Genomic DNA, 23732 nt, shown 5'->3' on the forward strand with positions numbered 1-23732 from the left:
AGAGAGGCTACATAATCATGGGAATAACAAAATTGAAAACCTGGGACTTTAATAAATCCACATTGGAAAGTATCAAGAACGATACTTACTTTGACTATCCAGTTGTTTATTTTCTCAACAACAATACAACGGTCTATATCGGAGAAACGGTAGCTTTTAAAAATCGCATGAAGGCTCATTTGAATAATATCGAGAGAAAGAAATTAGAGAAAATGACGCTCATCATCCACGAACAATTTCACCGGTCGGCTACATACAATATCGAAACCAAGCTCATCAATTATTTCTTAGGCGACGATCGCTACAAGCTTCAGAACAAGAGTCAGACGGCACAAAGCGTCACGCACAACTACCATAACAAGGAATTCTACGACAAAGAGATATTCAATGATATATGGAAAGAACTATTGAAAAGGAAGATGGTAAATAACCCTGCTCATGTAATTGAAAACAGGGACATATTCAAACTTTCTCCTTTCAAAGAGCTGACGATGACACAACTCGAGCTTAAATCAAAAATCTTAGAAGAATGCGAAAAGCATATTAATGATAAGGAAACGTTTGTCTTCATGGTCAAGGGCGAAGCAGGTGTAGGGAAGAGCGTGGTCCTAAGTTCCGTGTTCAACAGTATCCAGGAGCTGGCGGCTGATAAAAACTCTACCCTCCATAACACGAAGAATTATCTGCTCGTTAATCATTCAGAGATGCTGAAGACGTATAAAAACATCGCTGCCAATGTGAAGTTTCTGAAAAAGAATAACTTCGATAAGCCGACAAGTTTCATTAATAAACAGAAGAAAGCGGCTGAAAAAGCAGACATTGTCTTAGTCGACGAAGCGCATTTATTGCTGAGCAGAGCGGATGCCTTCAATGGATTCAATGAAAACAATCAATTGGAAGAAATCATCAGGCACAGCAAAGTCGTCATCGTTGTCTACGACGAAAAGCAGGTCTTAAAACTGAAAAGCTATTGGGACAAGAATCGGCTCAAGAAAATAGTATCAGGCTATCAAAGAGAAGAGCCCTACGTTTTAAGAGAACAGTTCCGTATGAATGCGGGAGACGATGTAATCGAATGGATTGATAATTTCGTAGATAAGCGGATTGGTAAGCTTCCAAAAGATGAGTTGTATGACTTTCAAATATTCGACTCTGCTAAGGAAATGCATGATGCCATAGTGGAAAAGAATAAACAACACGGCCTCTCAAGAGTAGTTTCGACATTCGACTATGAACACAAGAAAGACGGCGAGCAGTACTACATTAGAGAAGACAGTCTTGAAATCCCATGGAACTCAACCGATACCAAAAACACCTGGGCAGAGGAGCGGGAGACAATCAAAGAAGCGGGATCCATCTATACGATTCAAGGCTTCGATTTGAATTATGTAGGCGTGATATTAGGGCCGTCAGTTACTTATGATGAGCAAAATGATTGCTTGAAGATCATTACTGAAAAGTATAGCGACACCGAAGCTTTCAGAGGAAAAGATGGCATTGAGGATGTTGAAAGAGCGAAAGAGCAGATCATATTGAATTCGATTAATGTGTTGATGAAGAGGGGGATCAAAGGGCTTTATGTTTATGCTAGTGATGAGGGGTTGAGGGAGCGGCTTTTAAGGTTATGAGGTGAAACATTTATATAAGATATATAAGGAGGAATCCAATGGCGAAAATTTATGATGCTTTATATAAAACTGCTATCAATGAAACTATTGTTAATTTAACAAGCCTCACACCAAAAGATTATCGTGAAAAGTATAGAGGGAATTTATATTGCTCAACACCCAATTGTTCTGCAATGATTACATATGTAATGCGTGCAGGAAATAAAAATCACTTTCGAACATGGCGTGGAACACTACATAGTAAAGATTGCGAATATTATTCAGAGAAAATCGCAGGAAGAATTGGTATTAGAGCAAGTTTTGTAGATTACATATACCTTAGTGGTGATCAAATGTCTCGTTCAATGAAAGAGGCTTACCTTCAAGAATTAATGACACCGGAAGAAAAAGTATTAGCAAAACAAAAAGTAAAGAATCCACGAAAAAGAACCGGTACCTTAGAAGGAAACGAACAAATTTCTTTCGAGTTAACTACAGATCCCGAACATAAAGATAAATCGCAATCAGGACAGAAAGCCCGACTTTACCGTAGAGACGTTAATGCTTTGACTACTCGAGACATAGGCTTGACTCGCACAGTTATAGGAGAATATGTTGAAGCCGATTTTTCAAACGAGCGTCCAGTTGTACGTATAAAAAAGCAGGATGTTTACGCAAATATCTTGTTTGAAGAAGCTTTTTTTGCTGAAAATATCGCTGGCCGTGATCGATTATCAACTATTTCAAAATATTTCGATATATACACCTCTCTCATAATTGTCGCTGTTGGTGAAATACGACAAAGTTCGGTTTTAGAAGAATTCGAGATAGTGCTGTTTGATTATAAGGCGTTTAGAGTTAATGGAAGATCTTTAGATTCTTTAGCTGTAGGAGAGACCATTCAGCAATGGATCTTTTAAGTCTAAAACTGCTAAAGCAGTGAGGGTTACGAGTGTTTCTGATCTACGTCTTTTTAGGTATGTCTATTCTGACAAACGAATTGGTCCTCAAGAAGATGCACAAAACGAATAAAAATGAGATTTTTATCGATATAGAGTGAGGTATTTATCAAGCTCAAATGAATAAATGAGAATATTAATGAGGTGCTATTTATGGAGATATTATTAAAAGAAGTAAGAATTAAAAATTTCCGTTCATTAGAAAACGTAAGCGTAAAACTTGATCCTATAACATTACTGGTTGGTCAAAATAATGCAGGGAAAACGAGCTTTTTGAAAGCTTTGCAACTAGCTTTTGGCACTAGTCGAAAGCAAGTGACAAAAGAAGATATTTATGTGTCTCCGGATGAAATTTTACCTCTTGATCGCACCTCGACAATAGACACATTAATTGTGCCAACTGATTCAGAAAATAATAGAATTAACGAGTTTTCAGACTTTTGGGGTGAAAGATTTGGAGAAGCAATCCAGTTGACAGATACGGATGAAGAATACATAGCTATTAGAACCTTAATTGAATTCAATGATTTAAAAGGTGAATATATAGTTGTACAAAACTTTCTGAAAAAATGGAATGATAATCCTGAAATGGATATTAATACAGAAGACATAGATAAAAAGGTCTCAAGAAGAGTACTAGAGAAAATACCTTTATTTTTTATGGATGCACAAAGAGATATACAAGAGGATTTGAAAAATTCTTCTTCTTACTGGGGAAGACTAGCTTCCGATATCGGTTTAGATCTAGAATTAGTTGTAGAACTTGAAGGATCACTAAATGATGTGAATAGTAAAATAGTCGATGAAAGCGAAGTATTATCTCATATGAAAGAAGTTTTAGAGCAATTAAATCAATATACCAGTAGAAATGATAGTGGGATTCAAATATCTCCAATAACTAGAAAGATTCGCGATTTGAGTAGAGGCATGGATATCTTATTTAAAGATCATGGAAGTGAAAGCTTTCCTATATCTTTTCATGGTATGGGGACACGGAGTTGGGCAACCCTCTTAACTTTTCAGTCATACATATCTTGGTTAACTAAAAAGAATAGAAAAGAAAACGAAGAGTTCTTACCTATCCTTGCTCTAGAAGAGCCAGAGGCTCATTTACATCCTCAAGCTCAAAGAAACATTTATAACCAAATTAGTAAATTCGAAGGTCAAAGAATTATCAGCACACATTCACCTTACATACTTGGGTTAGCGGATCTCAAATCTATAAGACATTTCTATAAATTGTCGTCTGTCACTAGAGTGAAAGAAATAAGCTTAGAAGGAGTAGATGCGGAAGGGGAGAGAAAGATAAATAGAGAAGTATTAAATACAAGAGGAGAGATATTGTTCTCTAAAGCTATAATATTATTTGAAGGGGAAACTGAAGAACAAGCGTTACAATTATTTGCGCAAGAATATTGGGGATATCATCCATATGAATTAGGAATCAGCTTCATAGGTGTTGGTGGAGCGGGTAAATATTTACCTTTTATAAGGCTTGCGCAATTGTTAGAGATTAATTGGTTCATTTTTTCAGATGGCGAAGTACAACCTCTCCAAAGCGTTAATAGTGCTTTAATTCAGATTGGAAGAAGCATGGCAGATTCTAATATTATTATTTTGGAAGACGGATTAGATTTTGAAACGTATATTTTAAGAGATTATGAAACTGAACTTTCAGAAATGATAATAACAGAACATTGTAATGTTGCTTATAATGAACAGCATGCCGAAAGTATAAGAAGCAGAGGTATAGATAAAGAAGGCGTCTTAAGGGAGCTGAAAAATGGTAAAACTAAGTATGGACCTTTAATTGCCGAAAAGTTAATAGATATTACCGATAAAGAGAGAAGGATACCACAAAAAATTGATGATTTATTTAGAGAAGTATCTTCTGCTATAAACATTGAACGGAAAGGTGATTAAAGGATATGCAATACACTCTGACACGCAACCAAAAAGAAATTGTAGAATTTAATGAAGGAAGTTTATTAGTAATAGCAGGTGCAGGAAGTGGCAAAACTCATATTTTGACTGAAAGAGTACGTAAATTAATCTATGACAAAAGAGGTCATTATAGAGTCCTAGCCCTCACATTTACAAATAAAGCGGCTCAAGAAATGAAAGAGCGCTTAAATGACGTTGAAGAACTCGAGAATAAAGCATTTATAGGTACGATTCACAACTTTTGTTTAGATGTATTGAGTGCAAAGGGTGATGTAATTGGAATTAAAAATGATTTTCATATTTTTGGGAGTGATTCAGATAAAATTGAAGTATTAAGACAAATTGTTGAATCTACTCCTCAATTACAAAAGTATGTTCGACAACATCCGAATTATAATAATTTTCTTAGGCTTACTATAGATTATATTACTAGACAAAAGAGGTCTTTAAAATCGTCATATTTGGCTGAAGTTAGTAGTGCGATTTTTGAAAGCGATGAAAAAGCTTTTTCATATTTATATAGAGAATATGATGACTTATTAAGGAGTCAAAATGCTTTGGATTATGATGACTTAATTTTTCTAACTTATCGAATTTTTACAGAAAGACCAGCTATAGCAAAGCTATATAAGAAACTCTATAAATATCTGTGTATTGATGAAGCTCAAGACTTAAATTTCTCCCAATACCAATTAATAAAGTCGTTCTGCGGGAAAGATTATAATAATACAATGCTAGTTGGTGACCCGAATCAAGCGATCTTTGGATTCATTGGTTCGAGTAGTAAATTTATGTGTGAACAATATATAGAAGACTTTAGGCCCGAAGTATTTTATCTTAAGGAAAATTTTAGATCTGCAGAAAATATAGTTAAGGTTGCCAAAAGATTAGAGCCCGCAATGGAAATTGAGGCAGTTTTACCAATCCAAGGAGAAGTTAGTTTACAAACTTTTACTACTGAACTGGAAGAAGCAAAATGGGTTTATGATAATATAAAAAATGTTTATAAAAATGGCCATCCTGAAATAGATGGTGTAATACCATATGAAAATATAGCAGTTTTGGGTAGAAACAGATATGTCTTATCAGATTTGGAAGAAATACTTGAAAAAGATGGAATACCATATTACACAAAATTAAGCGATACTTTTGAAAGTGAGTCTGAATTTGCAAAGGCATTCGAATTGGGGGTTCGATTAATTATTAATCCAGTTGATATGCTGCATTTACAGCAATTATTAAATTTATTAAATATTAGTCATTTAAATGAAAAAATTAATGGCTCTAATAATACTAATGGTATAGAGTTGCTTAACGAAATATCTAAAGAAATTACTGGAGAATGGAAATCCCATATAGATATTATTAATCACGTACTTAAAGACTTATCAATTAAAAATCCTAAATTCAATGTTTGTATTGATAAACTAACTGAGTATGCAAATAAAACATGGAATGAAAGCGATGAGAATTTTTCGTTAGTTATTAATGATTTAAATATGTGGAAGGAAAAGTGGAGGTATTACGTTAAACAGACTAATTTAGATTCAAGAAATTTAATTCAATTTAGAAATCAAATATCTATGGGTATAACTCAAAAGCCAAGAGAAGGCGTGGCATTATTAACAGTGCATACAGCTAAAGGTTTGGAGTTCGATGTAGTATATATTATGGGGATGTGCGATGGAACATTCCCGGATTATCGTGCAATCAAAAAGGGAGAAGAAAGTTTACTTGAAGAAAAACACAATGCCTTTGTAGCTATTACAAGAGCTAAAAGGGTTGCTTATTTGACATATCCGTTAGAAAAGCAGTTTAAGTGGGGTACAAAAAAACAAATACCTTCTAGATTTTTAAAAACTATGGGTTTTATTTAAGGAATGGATATTAGGAATCTTGAAGTATTTAACATGTAGACTTGCAAATTAGGCTCAAGAGTCTAAAAGATAATTGCTTGAGGAAGTAAAGGGAGAATCAATATATAGGTGAGGATGCCAATACTTAAGTAAAAAATTTGAAATCGACTAATCGAGCTTTTGTTCCTTCATTATTTTCTGGCTTATCATGTTTTAGAGAGCTATGACATACTCAAAAGGAATACACATTCGATGGAAGGAGAGAGGTGTGTGCATATTGCAACTTGTAAACTATGCAACAAAGAAAGTGAACTTCAATTAAGTCATATAGTTCCCAAATTTATAGGGAAATGGCTTAAGCAAACTTCGGCTGCTGGATATATGAGAAATATAGTAAATCCTAATATACGAATACAAGATCTTCCAAAAGAATATTTACTTTGTAAAAGTTGTGAATTAAAATTTTCGGTATGGGAAAAACGTTTTGTAGAAGAAATCTTTCATCCCTATCAGAATGATGTGAAAAGAAAATTTGAATACAAATCTTGGTTAAAAAAGTTTGTTGTCTCACTTAATTGGAGGATAGGTATATCTCGATTTAATCGGAACTTTGACGCTAATCATGATAAATATCCGATCTTAGACAATACATTAGAAGAATGGCGAAAGTTTCTAAATGAAGAAACTAAGGAACCTGGACATGCAGAACACCATATACTTTTTATTGGGATGACGAATTTAGACGATTTTGGAAAAGTAGCTACAAATGGTTTTAATCATTTTATAAATATGAGGATATTAAGAAGTGTGGATCTGGCTACATATATTGACAGCAAAAACAGATTATTTATATACACATGTATTGCAGGAATTGCATTTGTTTCTCAAATTTCTCCTTATAGATTTGAGGGATGGACTAATCAAACGAGAATCAAAAAAATAGGTAGTACACAAACAATTCAAAAGAATGCTGATTTTATTTTTGCGGAATTTATTAGTGAGAGAATGGCAATTATGAATTATTTAATTGAAGAAAAGACTAGCTTAAAACAAGGAGAAATAATTAATAACGGTGTTCTAAATAATCTTGAAAAAACTTTGAACTCGAAATCTTTGGGAATAATGAATAAGTTGGGTAAACCCACTTAAATTGTATTCATAAATTTTTTAGAAACGGGACAATATTTATTACTTGATAAAATAGTCAATTGATGAAAAGTAAAATAATATAGCAAACTAATTGAGCAATGATAAAATCGCGTCCCTGGGAAAGAAACAATTCTAAACGATTTTGACAATACACTAAAATTTATACTCCATGCATGGCCACACCGTCTACATCAATATTTCGGTAGTGGTTTTTTCTGTTTATACATCTGTATAAATTGTTTGTGAATTGTGTCGCTCCCTGGGAAGCAAAGCTAAAACCAATTCTGCGGAAGATTGCGGAGTCGCTGTCGATTCCGATAGTAAACGGGAACGGTAATCCTTATAATACCCGGCAGCTTGATGCAGTGATTATTCGAGCGCTGCAGGTTGAGAAAGAAAGGTAGTTTAATTGTGTTGTTTTCTGGGAAGCGCAATTTCAAGCAGCTTTTAAAACGAACTTCCCTCAAGAAACAGATATGCAACAAATTGAAAGTGGGCTCAAGGTGAAGAAAACAGGGGAAGAAAAATTTATCAAACAGAATGCTGAAATGAGTATGCGTCTCCTGGAGTTTTGGCAATGGAGCCAATCTGATCTTTTGAATAATGCACTCCGGGGCACAATTGCGGAATTTATTGTGGCAAAAGCAGTGAATGCAACAAATGAAGTTAGAGTCGAATGGGATGCTTTTGACCTTATAACACCCGAGGGACTTAAGGTTGAAGTGAAATCGTCTGCCTATTTACAGTCGTGGAAACAAGATAGAGACTCCACTATTTCATTCAGTATCCGTTCTGCTAAAGGATGGGATGCCGCTACAAACATATCGTCTACCGAAAGCATTAGGAGTGCAGACGTCTATGTTTTTTGTCTCTTAAAGGAGAAGGACCGAAGTTTAGTAAATCCATTAAATTTAGATCAATGGCAATTCTTTATTCTTTCCACAGAGCAACTCAATCGGGAGAAAGGAACGCAGAAAACAATTGGCATTAACAGCTTGCTTAAAATGAATCCTATTGTTGCGGGGTATGATGAACTTGCATCAGCAGTCCAGCATGCAGTAGATAGATGAAGAGAGAATAGTTTCAAAATTGCGCCCTTTGGAAAGTAGCAATTCTAAACGATTTTGACAATACACTACAATTTATTTTCTATATACTACCACACCCGCTATATTAACAATTCGGGTGTGGCTTTTTCATTTTATTCATCTCTATAAATTGTGTGGGATTTGTGTTCAGCACATGGATAATATGGAGACTGCCGGAAAAACGTATCCATTATTAATGAACTGGTTGAAGAGACGATAAGAAAATTAATTTCTTAGTTCGGCTTTTTTTGTTTCTATAGTCCTTTTTCACCCGTTATTAATCAGGAGATTGTGGTAAAATTATGAAATAATGATAACTATTGTGCTTGTCTGAAATTATGCTTTCTTAAATATATAGAGGTGAGAAGATGAAACAAGAATTAGTCCATATGCGAGATAAATTGAATAATATCAGCAAGCGAAATCGCTCAATCGTATTGAAGAAGCTTTACGATAAATGGAGTTTTGATTTGACACGTAGTTCTGTTGAAATTACGGAATCAATTGTAGAAGGGTTAAAGAAGAATTCGACAAAGTCTTTTTCATTACTGACAAAAGATGAAGAGAAGGACGCTGCTAATACCCGTAAACTGACAACACTTTACAGAAATATAAAAGGCATTGTAAAATCGTCTCCCTAGGAAAGAAACAATTCTAAAAGATTTTGACAATACACTACAATTTATACTCCATACATTGCTACACCTGCTGTATCTACATTTCGGTTGTAGTTTTTTCTTTTTATTCATCTACATAAATTGTTTGGGAATTGTGTCGCTCCCTGGGAATCGAAATCAATAGGCCAGCAGCTGTTAAGATTATTTATCGTAGCGTCTTTTCATAACCTGAGATTTATTGTTTTGAACTGGAAATTTTATGTATTTCAAATTTCTCTTTTATGGTACTATTTACTCAATAGATGAAATAGTGAAAAAGTTTGGGTGGAAGAAAGGAGAGATTTTATTGACTAGCGTAAAAAAGATTCGCACAACTGCTCGGGAGGAAATTTTAACAGCTGTAAAAAGCATTACTGAGGAGCGGGAAGAAAAACACTTTCATTTAAGTGAGGTACTGCAATATATGAAGAATAGTGAAATAAGTTACAAAGAAAGTACGATCCGTACGCATGTAACTTCAAGATGTTGCTCTAATTCTCCAGATCATCACGGTTCAATTTTTAATGATTATGAAAGAATCGGTAAGGGTTTATACCGTCTGATTTTATAAATTTTAAAGACTGGGTTTGAAGTTGAAACTGCAAATGATTGCTGTTCATATTATTTCTTTTTAATGAACAGCAAGCTAAAAGGAAAGACTCCAAATTATTGTTGTAGTTTAATCGACTGCTGGCGGGTAATTTGACAGGATTTTTCCTGAAAGGGTTCGATAATTATATTGAACTCTGAGTGTCGGGAGCAATTGTATTATCTCAAATTTTATACGGAAAGCGGGACTGAATAATCATGGGTTTATCTGAAGGATTTAAAATGGGACTTGAACTCATGTGGGGGATAGTGACCGCGGAGCCTTTATTGACTGGTTTTCTTGTCTTATTTATTGCAGGTTCCCTATTGCTTACATTTATCATCAATACCTTAAGATACCAGAAACTGAAGAAATCAGGCATCTTGAAAGTTGATGAAATGACAGGAAGGGAATTTGAAGAGTACCTTCGGGTTCTATTCCGTGAAAGAGGGTACCAAGTACAATTAACACCAGCTACCGGTGATTACGGAGCTGATCTCATTTTATCGGCCAAAGGTCAAAAGGTTGTTGTGCAGGCAAAACGCTATAAAAAGAATGTGGGATTAAAGGCAGTACAGGAAATCTCGACTGCCAAAAACCACTTCAATGCAGATGAATGCTGGGTGGTTACAAACAGCCACTATACCGAACCAGCAAGAAAATTAGCTGCGTCCAACCGAGTGCGTTTGGTAGACCGTGAGCTGCTGATGAAATGGATGCTGGAGATGAAGAAGGATAATGAGACTCAAAGAACGGCTAGTGTGGGGAAAGTGGAATAGATAGGAAAAAAAGCGTCCCTCTGTCCCTCTGTCAAACACAATTCAACTTATACAATAAACCTGCATAAGAAATCCGCGTTATTCAACGATAGAGCGGATTTTTTTTACATGAATATCGAAAAAGTTAAGTAGTCATGATTGTTTTGAACGCAAGGAATATTCGGGAATCTGCTGGAAGTGAACGGAGCAACAAAAGATTTTTCTTCCAAATCTATATCAGGCTTCACAGCAAACCTCTCACCACTCAAAGTCTTCCGGATACTTCTCTTTAAAACGGATTTTCGATTCATGCGCATTTAATTCGCGAGCGGCATTTTGGACAGCCTCTTTGGCTCCAATATAGTTGTAATCCAGTTCGCCAAGTCGCTTTGCCATGATGTTGATGTTGGCCAGCCGTTTTTCCGGTTTCATTTTCAGGAATTTTGAAAATGTCGCTTTCCAAGGAATGAAAAAATTCCAAACGATTCTGAATATATATGACAATTTATGATTTATGAATTGACTATCTATAGAATCAACGTTTCTAACTATAACCGTTAAGTTTTATTCAGTTTTATAGATTGTTTGAGGATGGCGCCGCTCACAGGGATGCGAATTTACAGAACAGATGGCAATATAGATCACTTAATGCTGAGATCAATGTCGAATGCTGATATTACAATTGTCGGTTTCAATGTCAAAGAATATTACCACGATATCGAACTTAGCCAAGAGCAGAAAGCTGCACTGAAGAATGTATTGAATCCTTGTTTTGTACAGGTTGCAAAATATAAGTACAGGTTACTGAATTAATCTGTAAAGTATGTAGTCAGTAATTTTGGTGGTATGAGAAGAAAATTACCTATCTTAGAAATGGAGATTATTATGAAAAAAATACTGCTGTTCCTGTGTTTATTGATTGTCCTGACTATCGTTTCAGCTTGTTCCGATGAACCGGACCCTAATGTGTTGAAAATAAGTAAATCTTCTGACGAGATAGTTGGAGAAAATTTTGAAACAGTCATATCAGAACTGAAAGCAACAGGATTTACTAATGTTGAGACTGTGGTTCTGGATGATTTAATTACTGGTTGGCTAACTAAAGATGGAGAGATTGAAAAAATGGAAATTAGTGGGGAAGACGAGTTTAGTGCAGAGGACAGTTTTCAAAAAGACTCCAAAATAGTCATTACCTATCATACGTTTCCAGCAGATGAGAAAGAGGAAAAAGAAGCCACAGATGAAAAAAGTTCTGAGAAGGCTGAAGAGTCAGTCAAGGAATAAGTAGTAGAAGAAACTGATGAAAAAAAAGCTGGTGATGAGTCGAGCAAAGATAAATCAGATAAAGAAGCAAATGATAGTGCGTCAGATGAAAAAACAAAGGTAGAAAGCAATCAGCAAGTATTAACGACAGAAAATAATGAAGAACTGGCAGCACTTCTAGCAATAAAGGATGAATATGACCCGATTATCAGTGAATTTTCAAGCAAGTATGTTGGTAGAACAATTGAAATTGATGCGAATATAGTGAACTTGACGAATCATGGAAGTGCTAAAACCAGATATGACATCTTAATGTTTTCAGGAGATTATAGTGAAACTACATTTAGCGGACCTAATTTCAAGTTCGAAGATGTTAATATGAATGATTTAAATCTTACTGGCACTGATATACCGGATAGCTTAGGAATGGGGCAAAATCTTCGTATAAGAGCTGTAGTCGAAGAATTCGATGAAAACTTAGGAATTATCTTCCTTGATCCAATCGTTACTGAAATAAGATAGAAGTTTAGAATCGCCTCCTTATTCAAAGATATAAAAAGCACCTGCCTAGTTGGATGAATCCAATTAGGCAGGTGCAAATTGTTAAATTATCAAGCCCATGTTTTCTTCGCACGATCCAGTTCATAACGGATACGCTCAATATGCGGCTGTTTGGTCAACAGACTGACTACAATCGTTACGATTGCAGAGATGAAGATGGCAGGCAATGCTTCTGTCATGATCCAACTGATTTCAGGTGCAATACTCTTCCAAACAACTACAGTAATGAAGCCCGAAAGCATACCGGAAACCACTCCGGCATTGGTCAAGCGGTCCCAGTAAAGTGAAATTACTAATACTGGAGCAAATGTCGCTGCAAGCCCGGCGGATGCATACACCGTAATCCAGAAGATAGATGTTGTATTGGTAATCGCCACAACAGTTGACAGAATTCCGACAATGACGATGAAGAGGCGAGTGACCATTACGATTCGTTTATCTGAAGCATTTTTATCGATATACTTCTTATAGATGTCCTCTGCAAAAGTGGAACCGGCAGAAAGCAGCTGGGAATCGGCTGTAGACATCAATAATCCAAGGAACACGGAAATCATGAACCCAGCAAATAATGGGTGTGTCAATTCCACAAGGGCAATAGGGAAAATATATTCTGGGTTTTCAATGGCAGGGAAGATGACTCTGCCGGAGTAACCTACGAGGAATGCACCCCAGTAAGTGATACTTAAAGCAGTCAACGTAATTGCGAAAGACTTTTTAATTTCAGATGAACTTGAGATGGCAAAGAAACGGATCGTATCATGCGGACGGCCAATGATGGCAACTCCAAGTGTCAGGAATCCGAATATCATTCCGAATAATGTGGATCCGCCAGCTCCCATACTCGCTGTAGTGAGACTGGCGTCTGAAGCGGCAACTTGCGCTACGACTTCCGACCAGCCGCCGGCATGGATTATCATATAGATTCCAAGAATTGCCGTCCCTATTACCACTAGGATTCCTTGGAAATAGTCAGTAAGAGAAACACCCGCAAATCCACCAAACAGGCAGTAGAAGGTAACGACAATGCCCGCAATGATGATGGCGACCAGTGGGCTGACACCAAATACGGTTTCGATTGTCATACCGCCTGCAGCCAATTGGGAACCAACGTAAGCGGACATGAAAACTACGATAGAAAGTGCGGAAATAGCGCGAATGATATGTGCATTTCCTCTTACGCGTTTAACGAAATAGTCTGTATATGTGTAGGCTCCGACAATTTCCGAATAGTTTCGGATCCGTTTAGCGATGAACAGGTATGAAAAAGCAAATCCTAAATTATAACCGATTAATGTATAGAAGGAAGATGGCCCCATTGTATAGACCATGCCTACAAAACCAATTAGAACAAAAGCACTCATTCCGGAGAATGCATAACTGATGGCTGTTACCCAGCTGCTCATTTTTCTGCCGCCAAGATGGAAGCCTTCCCGGGAGTCGGTGAAGCGGTATGAGTAAACACCAATTCCGACAATAAAGACAAAATAAAGGATTATAGGGGCAAGAAGCATCCAGTTCATTGTTCATCCCTCTTTTCTGTAAGGTTATGCTGGACATCTTTATCGCCTTTCAGGTAAAACAGGATAGAAAACAAAGTAATAGCAAGTGGTACAATCACTACAACAAGCCAAGCACTTAAATCCCAACCCAACAACATATGAATCACTCCTCAATCTTTTTTCTTCGTTTAATTCTTCGGTTTACAAGAATGCGCAACTTCAGCAGGATTGGTTCAAGCGATAAGCTTGAACAATTCATCCAAGTTCTTTTCATCAATTTCCCGTTTGCCGTTCTCGATTTCCGTTATCAGCTGAACCAGTTGCTGGAGGAGTGGCATTTCGAAACCGAGCGCCTGTCCTTCCGCAATAATCGGATTCAATTGCTGCGGAACTTCTGTTTTCCTTTTTCTTACAGCCAGGTCGCGCCAAATTCCGGTGCGGGTTTTTGTATAGCTTCTAAGACGTGCAATCAGCGGAGCAAATGGATTATTTTCGGGATGATGCTCCGGGTACACACTGGAAGGTTTCCAGTCATCGAATTCTTCCGGCTCGACGCCTTTGCTATCAGCAACCTTTAAGACCTCCTGGCCAAGAGCTACGACAAGTGGGCGATATTCCATGTCTTCGATAAATTCTGCAATCGTCAGATTCGTGGTGGCTGAAGCGGTTAGGATGGAACCGTAAGCAAGCTTGCTCCATAAATAGCCGAGAATATTGTCGGTAATTTTTGCGTCTCCCCAGGACTGTAAAGCCTGATGGAGTTCCTGGATTCTTTCGGTTTTCTGGCCATCCAATTCACCGATATACAAGCTGCCGACGCCGCCATAGGAGATGACGCCAGGTTCCAGGTAATCTGCAAAAAGGTTGATGAAACAGCCCAGTGTGCGATGTTCCCCGATAATTTTCGCTATCAATTCTTCATTCAGGCCGTTTTGGAATGAAGCGACATAGCCGTCTTCATCCAATAGATCGGCGAATCCTTTTACAGCTTGTTCGGTATGCAGCGCTTTTACGGCCAGCAATACTTTCTTGAGCGTTTTTCCTTCTGCCCTGTATTGCTCCAGCGTATATGCTTTAGCGGAAACATTGAACTTATCGTCTTTTTCTTCGATGGTGATGCCTTGTTCATTGATTTTTTTGACATGTTCTTCATTTACATCGATGAATGTGACATCATGTCCCCTTTAATCAGATAAGCTCCAACGACGCCGCCGATGGCACCGGCTCCTACAATGGTCAATTCAATTGTTTCAGTCATGGGACTGCTCCTTTCAATATGCAAGATTGTAAACACCGGGCAGTTTAAGTTCAGCACCCAGTAGGGCAGCTGCTTCTTTCGTCCAATAAGGATTGCGGAGCATCCCTTTGCCAATGGAGATGAGGTCTGCCATTTCTTCCTGCAGGACCATCTCTGCAACTTTCGGATCCTGCAATTCACCGACGGAGATGACGGGAACGTTATATAAATCCTTCAGTTCTTTGGCGTAAGATGTCTGATAAGCAGGGTATACTTCCGGCCTGACCGGAGCATCTCCGCCCGTTGATACGTCGAGCATATCAACGCCGGCTTTCAGGAAACGGCCAGTAAATTCTTTTGCAAAGTCGAAGTCATACCCGCCGGCACCGTATTCTTTTGCTGAAATGCGAAGGATCAAAGGCATGTCCGCGGGCATTTCACTTTTCACTGCTTCAATCACGCGCAGCGGGAAGAGATAGGGATCACCATAGAGATCCTGCCGTTTATTTGATGCTGGTGACAGGAATTGATGTAATAGATAGCCGTGGGCACCATGTAGTTCAATAGTGTCGAAGCCGGCATCGACTGCAAGCTTTGTACTTTCTGCAAATCGTTCAATAATTTCGTCCACTTCGGAAGTTTCCAACTCTCTGGGAACCGGAGACGAATCTGAGAACGGAATCGGAGAAGGCGCTACGATATCACTGTTTTCAATAGTGGATTTCCTTCCGGCATGAGCGATTTGAATGGCACTTTTTGAACCATATTTATGGATTTCTTCATTAATTTCCTTGAATTTCTCCTGCTGCTGGACGTTGTACAGGCCGAGACAATTATCGGTGATTCTGCCGCGCTTTTCGACATTTGTCATTTCCGTCATCACAAGTCCGGTTCCTCCGATGGCACGTGAAGTCAGATGAACAAGATGCCAATTATTCGGTAGTCCGGTTCCGTCTTCTGCCTTATACTGGCACATGGGCGACAGGACACTGCGGTTCGGCAACTGAAGATTTTTTAGTGAAAATTCTTCGAAAAGTTTAACCATTTTGTATCTCCTCCCAATTCTTTAACGTTTGTTCGCTTAACTCCAATGCTTCACGCAAATTGAAATTCACTTCATTAATGTTACGACGAATAGTCGTTAGCAAACTGTAGTATGCAGGTGACGGCTCATGCTGTTCCAATTGTGAAATCTCCGCAAGCAGTGGAATAGGCATTTTCGGAGTCGCGGTGTCATGACTGAACCGATTGCCCCCGACATAATTCAGTCGTACGAGAATCCTGGAGAGCTGTTTATTCCAGTGGTTGTATGTTCGGATCGAGTGTGCTGAAGGGAAATCAGCTGCATGAACGAGATCCGTCAAGCGTTTGACGGTGGTGTCCAATTTTTCAAGCCTATTCAGTGCGATGCCGAGCCATTCAGGTTCAGGCAAAGAGCGCTGGTAATTTCTGATGAAACCGATGATTTCCTTTATCGCATTTTGCTGCTTGATTGGAAGGAGTGGGTTCGTGCATATTTCCAGTACTGTCGCCAAGTAGATTCGGCAATCTCTTTCAAGGAGTACCGGATCAAGCTTGTCAATTGTATCTTCAGTCGTATGCCACCACCAGCCAAAGCCGCCAGCTTTTCCGTCCCCGAATAACTTTGAAAAAGCCTGCGAAGCCGGATTATCGGATTTCACTTGTTCGGAAAGTCCCATCAGCAGGGAAGGGACACCCATCCCCCAAAATGACTGGTCGCCGGCTTTGCCATATCGCGTCGAATTGAATTCCTGATCGGCATATTTCAGGATAGGTTCTGCAACTATATCTTTTGTCTCCGCCATTGCATTTGCTTCAGACAGGACGGAGGAATTCTTGCCGCCGACTGAATCGATATTGAGGTGAAGCACACAATTATCATATAAATCTTCCCAGTGCTCATCGGCATATAGCGCAGATCCGGCGTAGCGGCCGTGGGAATGTCCGGACCAGAAAGCCAAGCGCAGCGAGCGGTGAAGCTTCGTTTTATTGGTTCCGATAATCCGGGCGACTTCCAGCATCGTTGCATTGGCACTGCCGTTATCCATCGCACCATGGTGCCAGGAATCGATATGCCCTGAAAACAGGACATAAGGATTTACATCTTCAGAGCCTTTATAATCTGCAATTAATGTAGGTATATCACGCCACGCAGTATCGACTTGGGTCATAATTTCTGCCAGCAGTTTTTCCTCCAACGAAAGTTTCGCTTTCAGTATTTCGCCATCTGCGAATGTAATGGATACTGCTGGGATTTTCGGATATTGCCCTAATTGATCGAATGCCGGATTGCCCCAGACAGTGGAGACGATCATCTCATGCGTATATTCTGCATTGATGAAAATCACTGCTTTGGGCATATGGGTTTGAGCTTGGAGCAATGCACCGGGCGTAGCCAATCCATCTGTTAGCAACACTTTGTCGGCTAAATCAGGATCCCTCTCCAGCGGGAATCCGTTTTCCATATAAACGATTTCACCTGAAACCCCTATTTCTGGCGTCGAGGGGGCCATAGAATGAGTAATAGATGTATAGCTTACTCCGTTGATTTGGAGTTTTGATTCCATTGGCAGGCTAATCAAAGCTTTTCGATGGTAGAGATTTGTTTCAAAGCCGAAAGATTTTAATTGTTGTTCGGCGTATCGGAAGGCTCGCAATTCCTCTTCTGAACCGGATAAACGTACTTCTTTTGAGATTTCTTCCGTAAATTCCATCAATGATTGTCGGCTGATTTGACCGAGCAATCTTTCATGTGATTCAGTCATTTAAACCGCCGCCCTTGCCGTAATGAATAAGGAGATGAGTCAGTAAAGCTGCCCGTTCACTCATCTTCTCCAATACAATTTGTTCGTCGATTGCGTGTGCCCCGCGACCCACTGCCCCAGACCATCCAAAGTCGGTGCGAGAGGTGCTGTGAGATTGCCGTCACTGCCACCGCCGGTCTCTTTCTCTGTCAGTTCAATATTTAATCGGGTTTTACCGATTTCTTGAGCGGTCTGGAATAATTCAAGGACGCGGTCATCTCTTTCAAGTGGAAAACGATTGACTCCGCCCCTAGTGATTACTTCAGTTCCTTTAAAATGAGGCTTCAGGTTCTGGATAATCGGAATGACACGGTCGAATTCGCTTTTTGTCTTCGCCCGGACATCTAGCGTTGCTTGGGATTTTTCTGCCACTACATTGTTCGCAGTGCCGCCGGAGACTTTACCGACATTGAATGTCGTCCCTTGTTCATAATCGTTTAATGAATTGAGGAACAAGGTTTGATAAGCCAGTTCCGTAATGGCGCTGCTGCCTTCTTCGGGCGCAATTCCTGCGTGGGCAGATATCCCATTGACTTCAATGTCATAAATCGCGACACCTTTTCGGGACGTCTTCAAACTGCCTTCATCGGATAATGCGGGTTCCAGGACAAAGACCGCATCACTCTTTTTAGCTTCTTCTTCTATATAAGTCCGGGAAGATGGATTACCGATTTCTTCGTCAGAATCAAAAAAGAAAACGACTTTCTTATCCAGCTCTATTCCTGCATCCTTCAATGCCTTTAAAGCGAACAGACCTTGAATAAGGCCGGATTTCATATCAAAAACTCCCGGTCCGTAAGCAATGCCGTTTTCTTTTTTGAAAGGCATCCTTTCCAATGTGCCTTTCGGCCAGACGGTGTCGAAATGACTGAGTATGAGAAGCTGGGAATCGCCTTGACCAAACTCGCAGCGTACATGGTTGCCATATTGATTATCCGGTATGATGGTGGTTGTTCCACCGGTCAAATCCTTGAATGTTTGAGATAGCCATTCCGCCACTTCATCAAGTGCTTCCTTATCGTGGGAAGGAGATTCCATCTCCACCAGAGTTTTTAAATAGTCTTCCATCAGCGATTGCTGGCTTTGCAAAGTTTGAAAAATTGGATCCATATGTTCTCCTCCTGTTGTCAAAGTGAATTCATTCTACTCGATAACGAAATTCGTATCGGTATAGTATTTATTGATCGAACGGACACGTTCGGAAATCTCATCTTCGTATTTGGATTCAATACCTGAGGTAATTAGGTTAATCAAACTCATCACGGATGAAATGGAAATCATCGCTTCCGAATGAATTCCGATGTCAGTAGTTAGGCAAATATCAGCTATGCGCCCGGTAGGTGAAAGCTTCCTATCCGTAATGGTTAAAATTTTTGCTCCCTGTTCCTTTGCGTGTTTGCCGATGTTCAATGTACTAACAACATAGCTCGGCATTGAAATTAGGATGAAGATCGTTTCTTCAGGTTCTGTCAGCAGCAAATTATCAAAAGAAGCATTAAGTTCATTCGATAACAAGGTGACATTCTCTCGCATCATGTTGAGCTTGAGATAAAACCAGTAAGCGGCAGCGTAGGAAGCCAAATTGCCCACAATTTTGACATGCTTGGTGTTCATCAATAAATCAGCGGTTTGCCAAAAAATTTTCCGGTCCATACCTTGCATTTGCTGTAAAATTTCCGTTTCCCTTGTAACAATCTTATTTATAAGATCATTATTTGGATCATCGAGCTGAAAGGATGATTCCTGTAAGCTTTCAGAATTTGGATCTGCCAGAAATTCCGCCTGAAAGCTTTTTTGCATATGTGAAAAACTTTTATAATTAAGTGCATAAGAAAAGCGAATCACTGTCGCTTCACTGACATCAATTCTTTTAGCAATCTGGGAAGCAGTCGAAATACTAAATTCTACGTGATTGCGCAGGAGGTATTCTGCTACTTTTTTCTGACCTTTCGGAAGTTTTTCGTAAATTTCAGTAACTAGGGATTCTACGCTCATTATTTTGCCGCCTTTAAAAATGATTTTTTTCATTCATTTTAAGTTATTAATGAATTTTTTGATTCTTTAAACTATAGAATAATAATTCTAATAATTCAAGGGAATTTTTAAACTATTTTAATTTTTATAAAATCTATTTAATGCAAAATGCTTTTATAAGCCGTTCAAATATTTAATTTGCGGTACGACTTACAAACAACGTATGCGAAATTCTTGCTCTTGGGACTGAAACAATTCTACAGAATGCTGACAACTCACTATGATTTCATGTGGAAAAGCTGCAGTCCACCGACACAAAGTTCCGTGAGCAGAAGGAATGATGTTTATACAGTAAATAGATTTGTAATGTATTGTGCCGCCCCACGGGACACACTTTATACATTGTTACAGCTGCTGCTTCAACATCACGGGAGTGGCTTTTTCATTTTAATCAGCCTTATTAATTGTGTGGGAATTGTGCGAAACACAGGGAATGTCTAATATCGGGTAAATTGGTTTGCTGGAATAGGGTTAAGGGAATGGTACGTTCACAAGGCAAGAGGATTCTATGGAAAAAAGATGATGCAGTTCAGGGAAAAGCTGTGGGTTTCAGGGGACTGATCCTTAATATATATTCAGTTCAATATTTTAGAAAAGGGAGGAAAACGATGACGAAAGTTTCGTGGTCCAGATTCATGTTCTTTACAATGCTGATCTTTCTATTGGCTCTGGCAGCATGTGGAGGCAATGATGAAACTTCAAACGAAGGATCAACGAATGACTCGGATGCTCCAACAGAAGAAAGTGCTGACGAGGGCACTGATGAAAGTACAAGTGCAGAACCTGCAGAAACTGAACCGAAAGTTACTGAGTTTGAGCCGGCATTTCCGGAACAGACAAGGGCACCTGCAGTAGAGACTGAAACAGAAATTAATGAGGAAGTTGTTGTTGAGGGTCTTGGCGTGACTTGGGGCATGGTGGAGTTTGAACCAAACCGCTTACTTGTTACGCAAAGGGATTCAGCGGAAGTTCTTATTGTAAACTTTGAAGATGGCTCTGTTTCAGATCCGATCGAAGGTACACCAGAAGTGAATAGCGAAGATCAGGGTGGTTTGCTTGATGTCACCATTGCACCTGATTTCGACGAATCAAGATTAGTTTTTCTGACGTTTTCTCAAGATGTTGAAGGTGGTACTGTTACTGCTCTCGGTAAAGGTGTTTTATCAGAAGATGAAGCCTCACTGGAAAATTTTGAAGTCATCTTCCAAGCGACACCAGCATATGATGGTACCTTGCACTATGGTGGACGTATTATCTTTGATGATGATGGCAACCTGTTCTTAACGACTGGTGAGCGTTCAGATGACGCAAGTCGTGACCGTGCACAAGAATTGGATGCTTATTTAGGTAAAGTCATTCATATTACACAAGATGGACAACCCGTAGAGACAAATCCATTTGTCGAAGATGAAGACGCACTGGATGGTATTTACAGCTACGGTCACCGTAATATTCAAGGTATAGACTTCAATCCTGAAACAGGAGACTTATGGATTGTTGAATTCGGTCCACAAGCTGGGGATGAACTGAATATCATTGAACCAGGCAATAACTATGGATGGCCGATTGTTTCTTATGGTATCGAGTACACCGGTGAATTAGTCAATGATGGTATTTCAGAACATGAGGCGCAAGGCTTTATTGAACCAAGATATTATTGGGATCCGACAAGTGCTCCAAGTGGTATGTCTTTCTATAATAACGACGCAATCCCTGAATGGGAGAATAACTTGTTCATCGGTGGATTAATGCCGAACTATATTGTACGTGTCGTTATTGAAGATGACATCATCGTTGGAGAAGAACGTCTATTGACTGACGAGGCCCAACGTTTCCGTGATATTCTTGTAACTGAGGATGGCGCGCTTATTGCAAGCACGGATGGCGGTCTGATTTATAAGCTTTCTGCAGCCAATTAAGGTGACGACGCTGAATAATTTATTGTTCTCTAATCCCGTTTGTCCATTTTTACGGAGGGTATACTCTTTATGAATGATAATTTAGAGGAGGGATTTTTCTAATGGGCCAAACTTTTGACGCATTAAAAGAAAAAATCAGCAATGCTGACATGGGAGAAGCGAAAGAAATCATCACTCAAGTCAAGCAGGCATATGACGATGGTAAGATTGATGAAAACGAAAAGGACGAATTGATGGATTTGGCAAAATCTAAACTTGGCGGAGGGCTCGGTGGCTTATTCTAGGAGCCGGAAGCCTAATCGAAAATAAGTTTCGGCTTCCTTATTGAAAGGTGCCGAAGCTTATTTTTTATGGTTGAAATTCTTTTATTGTCCAGTGACTGAAACGGCTGGATCCAATCGCTGCCAGGTCTTGAGCAGACATCCTAAGCGTCAAATAAAAATCGGCTGACATGAGCTCGGTGTAATACCGGACGCATCTCAGCCAATTCTCTGCATAAATAAAACTCTAACTAAAAAGGGACACTACCCTTTCAATTTAAACCGTAATTTTCGCTTTCTGAACAGTAAAATCGGTTTCGGGATAGTAGGCGTCTTTCACTAACAAATTCGGGCCGAGACATTTAGCCGCTGGGCAATGGCAGCCGATTGTTTTGGCTAATGGCCGCTCCAGCCAGCGGTCAAGCATTGCCGGCAGGGAATCGTGCTGGATATTGCCCATCGCGGGTGTGTCGCCGAAATCCGTGACGATAACTTCGCCAGTGAAGATGTTCACATTGAGCCGTGAGCGTCCGTCCGGGTCATTGCGGACGGTGACGTTTTTGCTTGCATGGATGCGGTTCAAAAGTTGAATGTCTTCGTCGTTTCGGCTGCACGGGTAAAACGGCAATGTACCAAAGAGCATCCAGACATTCTCATCGCGGGCATCCAGTAATTCGTGAATCGATGTTCTCGTTTCATCGAGCGACAGCACTTCCAATTGGCTGGCGAAATCGCTTGGGTACATCGGATGCACTTCGTGGCGTGCGCATTTCATTTCTTCGATGATTTGCTTATGTATGTTCTTCAGATGAGGCAATGTCCGCTTGTTCAGCATCGTTTCTGCCGAGACCATAACGCCTGCTTCTGCGAGTGCACGGCTGTTGTCGATCATGCGCTGGAACTGTTCAGCCCGGCGCTCGCGAGACGGCTTGCGTTCCATATTGGCAAATCCGCCATCGACAAAATCATCGATGGTGCCCCAGTTATGGGAAATGTGCAGGACGTCCAAATAAGGCGCGATTTCCATATAGCGGTCGAGCGGCATCGTCAGGTTTGAATTCATCTGGGTGCGGACGCCGCGTGCATGGGCGTATTTCAAGAGAGGCAAGACATAATTGGCGACCGATTTTTTCGAAAACATCGGTTCTCCGCCCGTCAAACTGATGGTCCGCAAATGAGGGATTTCATCGAGGCGCGAAACGAGCAGCTCGATCGGCAGTGCGTCCGGATCCTTATGCGCGAGCATATAGCCGACCGCACAATGTTCACAGCGCATATTGCATAAATAAGTCGTGGTGAATTCGATGCTGGAAAGCGTCAATTTCCCGTGGTCTTCGATATCCATATACGCTTCCCATGGATCGTATTGAGGGGTGATCTGTCTAAGTGTTGTTGCCTGGTTTTCCATATGTACCGAACTCCTAATCATTTTTTCGACTCTTAAGTATGCGCTTTTCCTGTGGCTCAAGCAAGTGCTTATTTTAACGCGCCATAAAGGGTGTGAACTAGTTTCATTTGTTCCTTTATC

The 23732-nt window shown here is 39.5% G+C and carries 21 protein-coding genes and 1 pseudogene; 13 read left to right on the plus strand and 9 right to left on the minus strand.

The window, feature by feature from the left end; all coding sequences use genetic code 11:
* The first annotated feature begins 17 nt into the window (after positions 1–17).
* From BBI15_RS03455 to BBI15_RS03495, 9 genes are all read left to right on the plus strand, one after another.
* Positions 18–1628 carry a DUF2075 domain-containing protein gene (locus BBI15_RS03455; protein WP_068872243.1) on the plus strand — a complete coding sequence of 537 codons (1611 nt, stop codon included), beginning with the start codon at positions 18–20 and terminating at the stop codon, positions 1626–1628.
* 38 nt (positions 1629–1666) lie between these two features.
* On the plus strand, positions 1667–2527 hold the full coding sequence (locus tag BBI15_RS03460) for a hypothetical protein (protein WP_068872244.1): 861 nt from the start codon (positions 1667–1669) through the stop codon (positions 2525–2527).
* A 192-nt stretch (positions 2528–2719) separates the two neighbouring features.
* Positions 2720–4489 (plus strand): ATP-dependent nuclease, encoded by a 1770-nt coding sequence (locus tag BBI15_RS03465; RefSeq protein ID WP_068872246.1) that lies wholly within the window; start codon positions 2720–2722, stop codon positions 4487–4489.
* Between the two features lie 5 nt (positions 4490–4494).
* Positions 4495–6387, plus strand: a complete 1893-nt coding sequence (locus tag BBI15_RS03470) for an ATP-dependent helicase (RefSeq protein ID WP_068872247.1) — start codon at positions 4495–4497, stop codon at positions 6385–6387.
* Positions 6388–6636: 249 nt separating this feature from the next.
* Entirely contained in the window at positions 6637–7515 is an 879-nt protein-coding gene (locus BBI15_RS03475) for a hypothetical protein (protein ID WP_068872248.1), read from the plus strand.
* Between the two features lie 503 nt (positions 7516–8018).
* Positions 8019–8585 (plus strand): hypothetical protein, encoded by a 567-nt coding sequence (locus BBI15_RS03480; RefSeq protein ID WP_157101617.1) that lies wholly within the window; start codon positions 8019–8021, stop codon positions 8583–8585.
* A gap of 386 nt (positions 8586–8971) precedes the next feature.
* Entirely contained in the window at positions 8972–9244 is a 273-nt protein-coding gene (locus BBI15_RS03485) for a hypothetical protein (protein ID WP_068872250.1), read from the plus strand.
* 322 nt (positions 9245–9566) lie between these two features.
* On the plus strand, positions 9567–9830 hold the full coding sequence (locus BBI15_RS03490; RefSeq protein WP_157101618.1) for a DUF7669 domain-containing protein: 264 nt from the start codon (positions 9567–9569) through the stop codon (positions 9828–9830).
* Between the two features lie 236 nt (positions 9831–10066).
* On the plus strand, positions 10067–10627 hold the full coding sequence (locus BBI15_RS03495) for a restriction endonuclease (RefSeq protein WP_237150905.1): 561 nt from the start codon (positions 10067–10069) through the stop codon (positions 10625–10627).
* A 237-nt stretch (positions 10628–10864) separates the two neighbouring features.
* On the opposite strand, the gene BBI15_RS03500 is transcribed toward BBI15_RS03495, so the two are convergent.
* A complete protein-coding gene (locus BBI15_RS03500) occupies positions 10865–11038 on the minus strand; it encodes a DUF6904 family protein (protein ID WP_208599441.1) in 174 nt (57 codons plus the stop codon).
* A gap of 453 nt (positions 11039–11491) precedes the next feature.
* Here BBI15_RS03500 and BBI15_RS03510 point away from each other — a divergent pair, with 453 nt between their 5' ends.
* Entirely contained in the window at positions 11492–11890 is a 399-nt protein-coding gene (locus BBI15_RS03510; RefSeq protein ID WP_068872258.1) for a hypothetical protein, read from the plus strand.
* Positions 11891–12031: 141 nt separating this feature from the next.
* A pseudogene (locus tag BBI15_RS16225) lies at positions 12032–12391 on the plus strand (DUF4839 domain-containing protein); the annotation flags it as partial.
* 89 nt (positions 12392–12480) lie between these two features.
* On the opposite strand, the gene BBI15_RS03520 reads toward BBI15_RS16225, so the two are convergent.
* The 7 genes from BBI15_RS03520 to BBI15_RS03545 form a co-directional block, all read right to left on the minus strand.
* Positions 12481–13950 carry a sodium/proline symporter gene (locus tag BBI15_RS03520; protein WP_068872260.1) on the minus strand — a complete coding sequence of 490 codons (1470 nt, stop codon included), beginning with the start codon at positions 13948–13950 and terminating at the stop codon, positions 12481–12483.
* The gene (locus BBI15_RS16375; protein ID WP_157101619.1) at positions 13947–14087 is read right to left on the minus strand and encodes a hypothetical protein; all 141 of its coding nucleotides are present in this window, start codon (positions 14085–14087) and stop codon (positions 13947–13949) included. Before BBI15_RS16375 ends, BBI15_RS03520 begins: the two co-directional genes overlap by 4 nt.
* A 75-nt stretch (positions 14088–14162) precedes the next feature.
* Positions 14163–15092 (minus strand): ketopantoate reductase family protein, encoded by a 930-nt coding sequence (locus BBI15_RS03525; RefSeq protein ID WP_084632728.1) that lies wholly within the window; start codon positions 15090–15092, stop codon positions 14163–14165.
* Between the two features lie 108 nt (positions 15093–15200).
* The gene (locus BBI15_RS03530; RefSeq protein WP_068872262.1) at positions 15201–16211 is read right to left on the minus strand and encodes an NADH:flavin oxidoreductase/NADH oxidase; all 1011 of its coding nucleotides are present in this window, start codon (positions 16209–16211) and stop codon (positions 15201–15203) included.
* Positions 16204–17952 carry a M28 family metallopeptidase gene (locus BBI15_RS03535; RefSeq protein WP_068872264.1) on the minus strand — a complete coding sequence of 583 codons (1749 nt, stop codon included), beginning with the start codon at positions 17950–17952 and terminating at the stop codon, positions 16204–16206. The genes BBI15_RS03530 and BBI15_RS03535 overlap by 8 nt, the downstream gene beginning before the upstream one ends.
* Before the next feature lie 60 nt (positions 17953–18012).
* Entirely contained in the window at positions 18013–19101 is a 1089-nt protein-coding gene (locus tag BBI15_RS03540; RefSeq protein ID WP_084632729.1) for a M20 family metallopeptidase, read from the minus strand.
* A 33-nt stretch (positions 19102–19134) separates the two neighbouring features.
* Positions 19135–19986: a MurR/RpiR family transcriptional regulator gene (locus BBI15_RS03545; protein WP_068872266.1), complete on the minus strand. Its 852-nt coding sequence runs from the start codon at positions 19984–19986 to the stop codon at positions 19135–19137.
* 647 nt (positions 19987–20633) lie between these two features.
* Here BBI15_RS03545 and BBI15_RS03550 point away from each other — a divergent pair.
* Complete coding sequence (locus tag BBI15_RS03550; protein WP_068872687.1) at positions 20634–21944, plus strand: PQQ-dependent sugar dehydrogenase; 1311 nt, start codon at positions 20634–20636, stop codon at positions 21942–21944.
* 101 nt (positions 21945–22045) lie between these two features.
* Positions 22046–22228 carry a hypothetical protein gene (locus BBI15_RS03555; RefSeq protein ID WP_068872267.1) on the plus strand — a complete coding sequence of 61 codons (183 nt, stop codon included), beginning with the start codon at positions 22046–22048 and terminating at the stop codon, positions 22226–22228.
* Between the two features lie 253 nt (positions 22229–22481).
* Here BBI15_RS03555 and yfkAB read toward each other — a convergent pair whose 3' ends face one another.
* Complete coding sequence (gene yfkAB / locus BBI15_RS03560) at positions 22482–23612, minus strand: radical SAM/CxCxxxxC motif protein YfkAB (protein ID WP_068872268.1); 1131 nt, start codon at positions 23610–23612, stop codon at positions 22482–22484.
* Positions 23613–23732 lie beyond the last annotated feature (120 nt).

The sequence above is a fragment of the Planococcus plakortidis genome, from assembly GCF_001687605.2.
Taxonomy (GTDB): domain Bacteria; phylum Bacillota; class Bacilli; order Bacillales_A; family Planococcaceae; genus Planococcus; species Planococcus plakortidis.

What these genes read in the sequence shown, in the direction of transcription:
- BBI15_RS03500 (WP_208599441.1), bottom strand. Translation starts at nt 11,038, where the DNA reads ATGAAACCGGAAAAACGGCTGGCCAACATCAACATCATGGCAAAGCGA.
- BBI15_RS03555 (WP_068872267.1), top strand. Translation starts at nt 22,046, where the DNA reads ATGGGCCAAACTTTTGACGCATTAAAAGAAAAAATCAGCAATGCTGAC.
- BBI15_RS03495 (WP_237150905.1), top strand. Translation starts at nt 10,067, where the DNA reads ATGGGTTTATCTGAAGGATTTAAAATGGGACTTGAACTCATGTGGGGG.
- BBI15_RS16375 (WP_157101619.1), bottom strand. Translation starts at nt 14,087, where the DNA reads ATGTTGTTGGGTTGGGATTTAAGTGCTTGGCTTGTTGTAGTGATTGTA.
- BBI15_RS03550 (WP_068872687.1), top strand. Translation starts at nt 20,634, where the DNA reads ATGACGAAAGTTTCGTGGTCCAGATTCATGTTCTTTACAATGCTGATC.
- BBI15_RS03455 (WP_068872243.1), top strand. Translation starts at nt 18, where the DNA reads ATGGGAATAACAAAATTGAAAACCTGGGACTTTAATAAATCCACATTG.
- BBI15_RS03535 (WP_068872264.1), bottom strand. Translation starts at nt 17,952, where the DNA reads ATGACTGAATCACATGAAAGATTGCTCGGTCAAATCAGCCGACAATCA.
- BBI15_RS03520 (WP_068872260.1), bottom strand. Translation starts at nt 13,950, where the DNA reads ATGAACTGGATGCTTCTTGCCCCTATAATCCTTTATTTTGTCTTTATT.
- BBI15_RS03545 (WP_068872266.1), bottom strand. Translation starts at nt 19,986, where the DNA reads ATGAGCGTAGAATCCCTAGTTACTGAAATTTACGAAAAACTTCCGAAA.
- BBI15_RS03465 (WP_068872246.1), top strand. Translation starts at nt 2,720, where the DNA reads ATGGAGATATTATTAAAAGAAGTAAGAATTAAAAATTTCCGTTCATTA.
- yfkAB (WP_068872268.1), bottom strand. Translation starts at nt 23,612, where the DNA reads ATGGAAAACCAGGCAACAACACTTAGACAGATCACCCCTCAATACGAT.
- BBI15_RS03460 (WP_068872244.1), top strand. Translation starts at nt 1,667, where the DNA reads ATGGCGAAAATTTATGATGCTTTATATAAAACTGCTATCAATGAAACT.
- BBI15_RS03530 (WP_068872262.1), bottom strand. Translation starts at nt 16,211, where the DNA reads ATGGTTAAACTTTTCGAAGAATTTTCACTAAAAAATCTTCAGTTGCCG.
- BBI15_RS03510 (WP_068872258.1), top strand. Translation starts at nt 11,492, where the DNA reads ATGAAAAAAATACTGCTGTTCCTGTGTTTATTGATTGTCCTGACTATC.
- BBI15_RS03470 (WP_068872247.1), top strand. Translation starts at nt 4,495, where the DNA reads ATGCAATACACTCTGACACGCAACCAAAAAGAAATTGTAGAATTTAAT.
- BBI15_RS03485 (WP_068872250.1), top strand. Translation starts at nt 8,972, where the DNA reads ATGAAACAAGAATTAGTCCATATGCGAGATAAATTGAATAATATCAGC.
- BBI15_RS03540 (WP_084632729.1), bottom strand. Translation starts at nt 19,101, where the DNA reads ATGGATCCAATTTTTCAAACTTTGCAAAGCCAGCAATCGCTGATGGAA.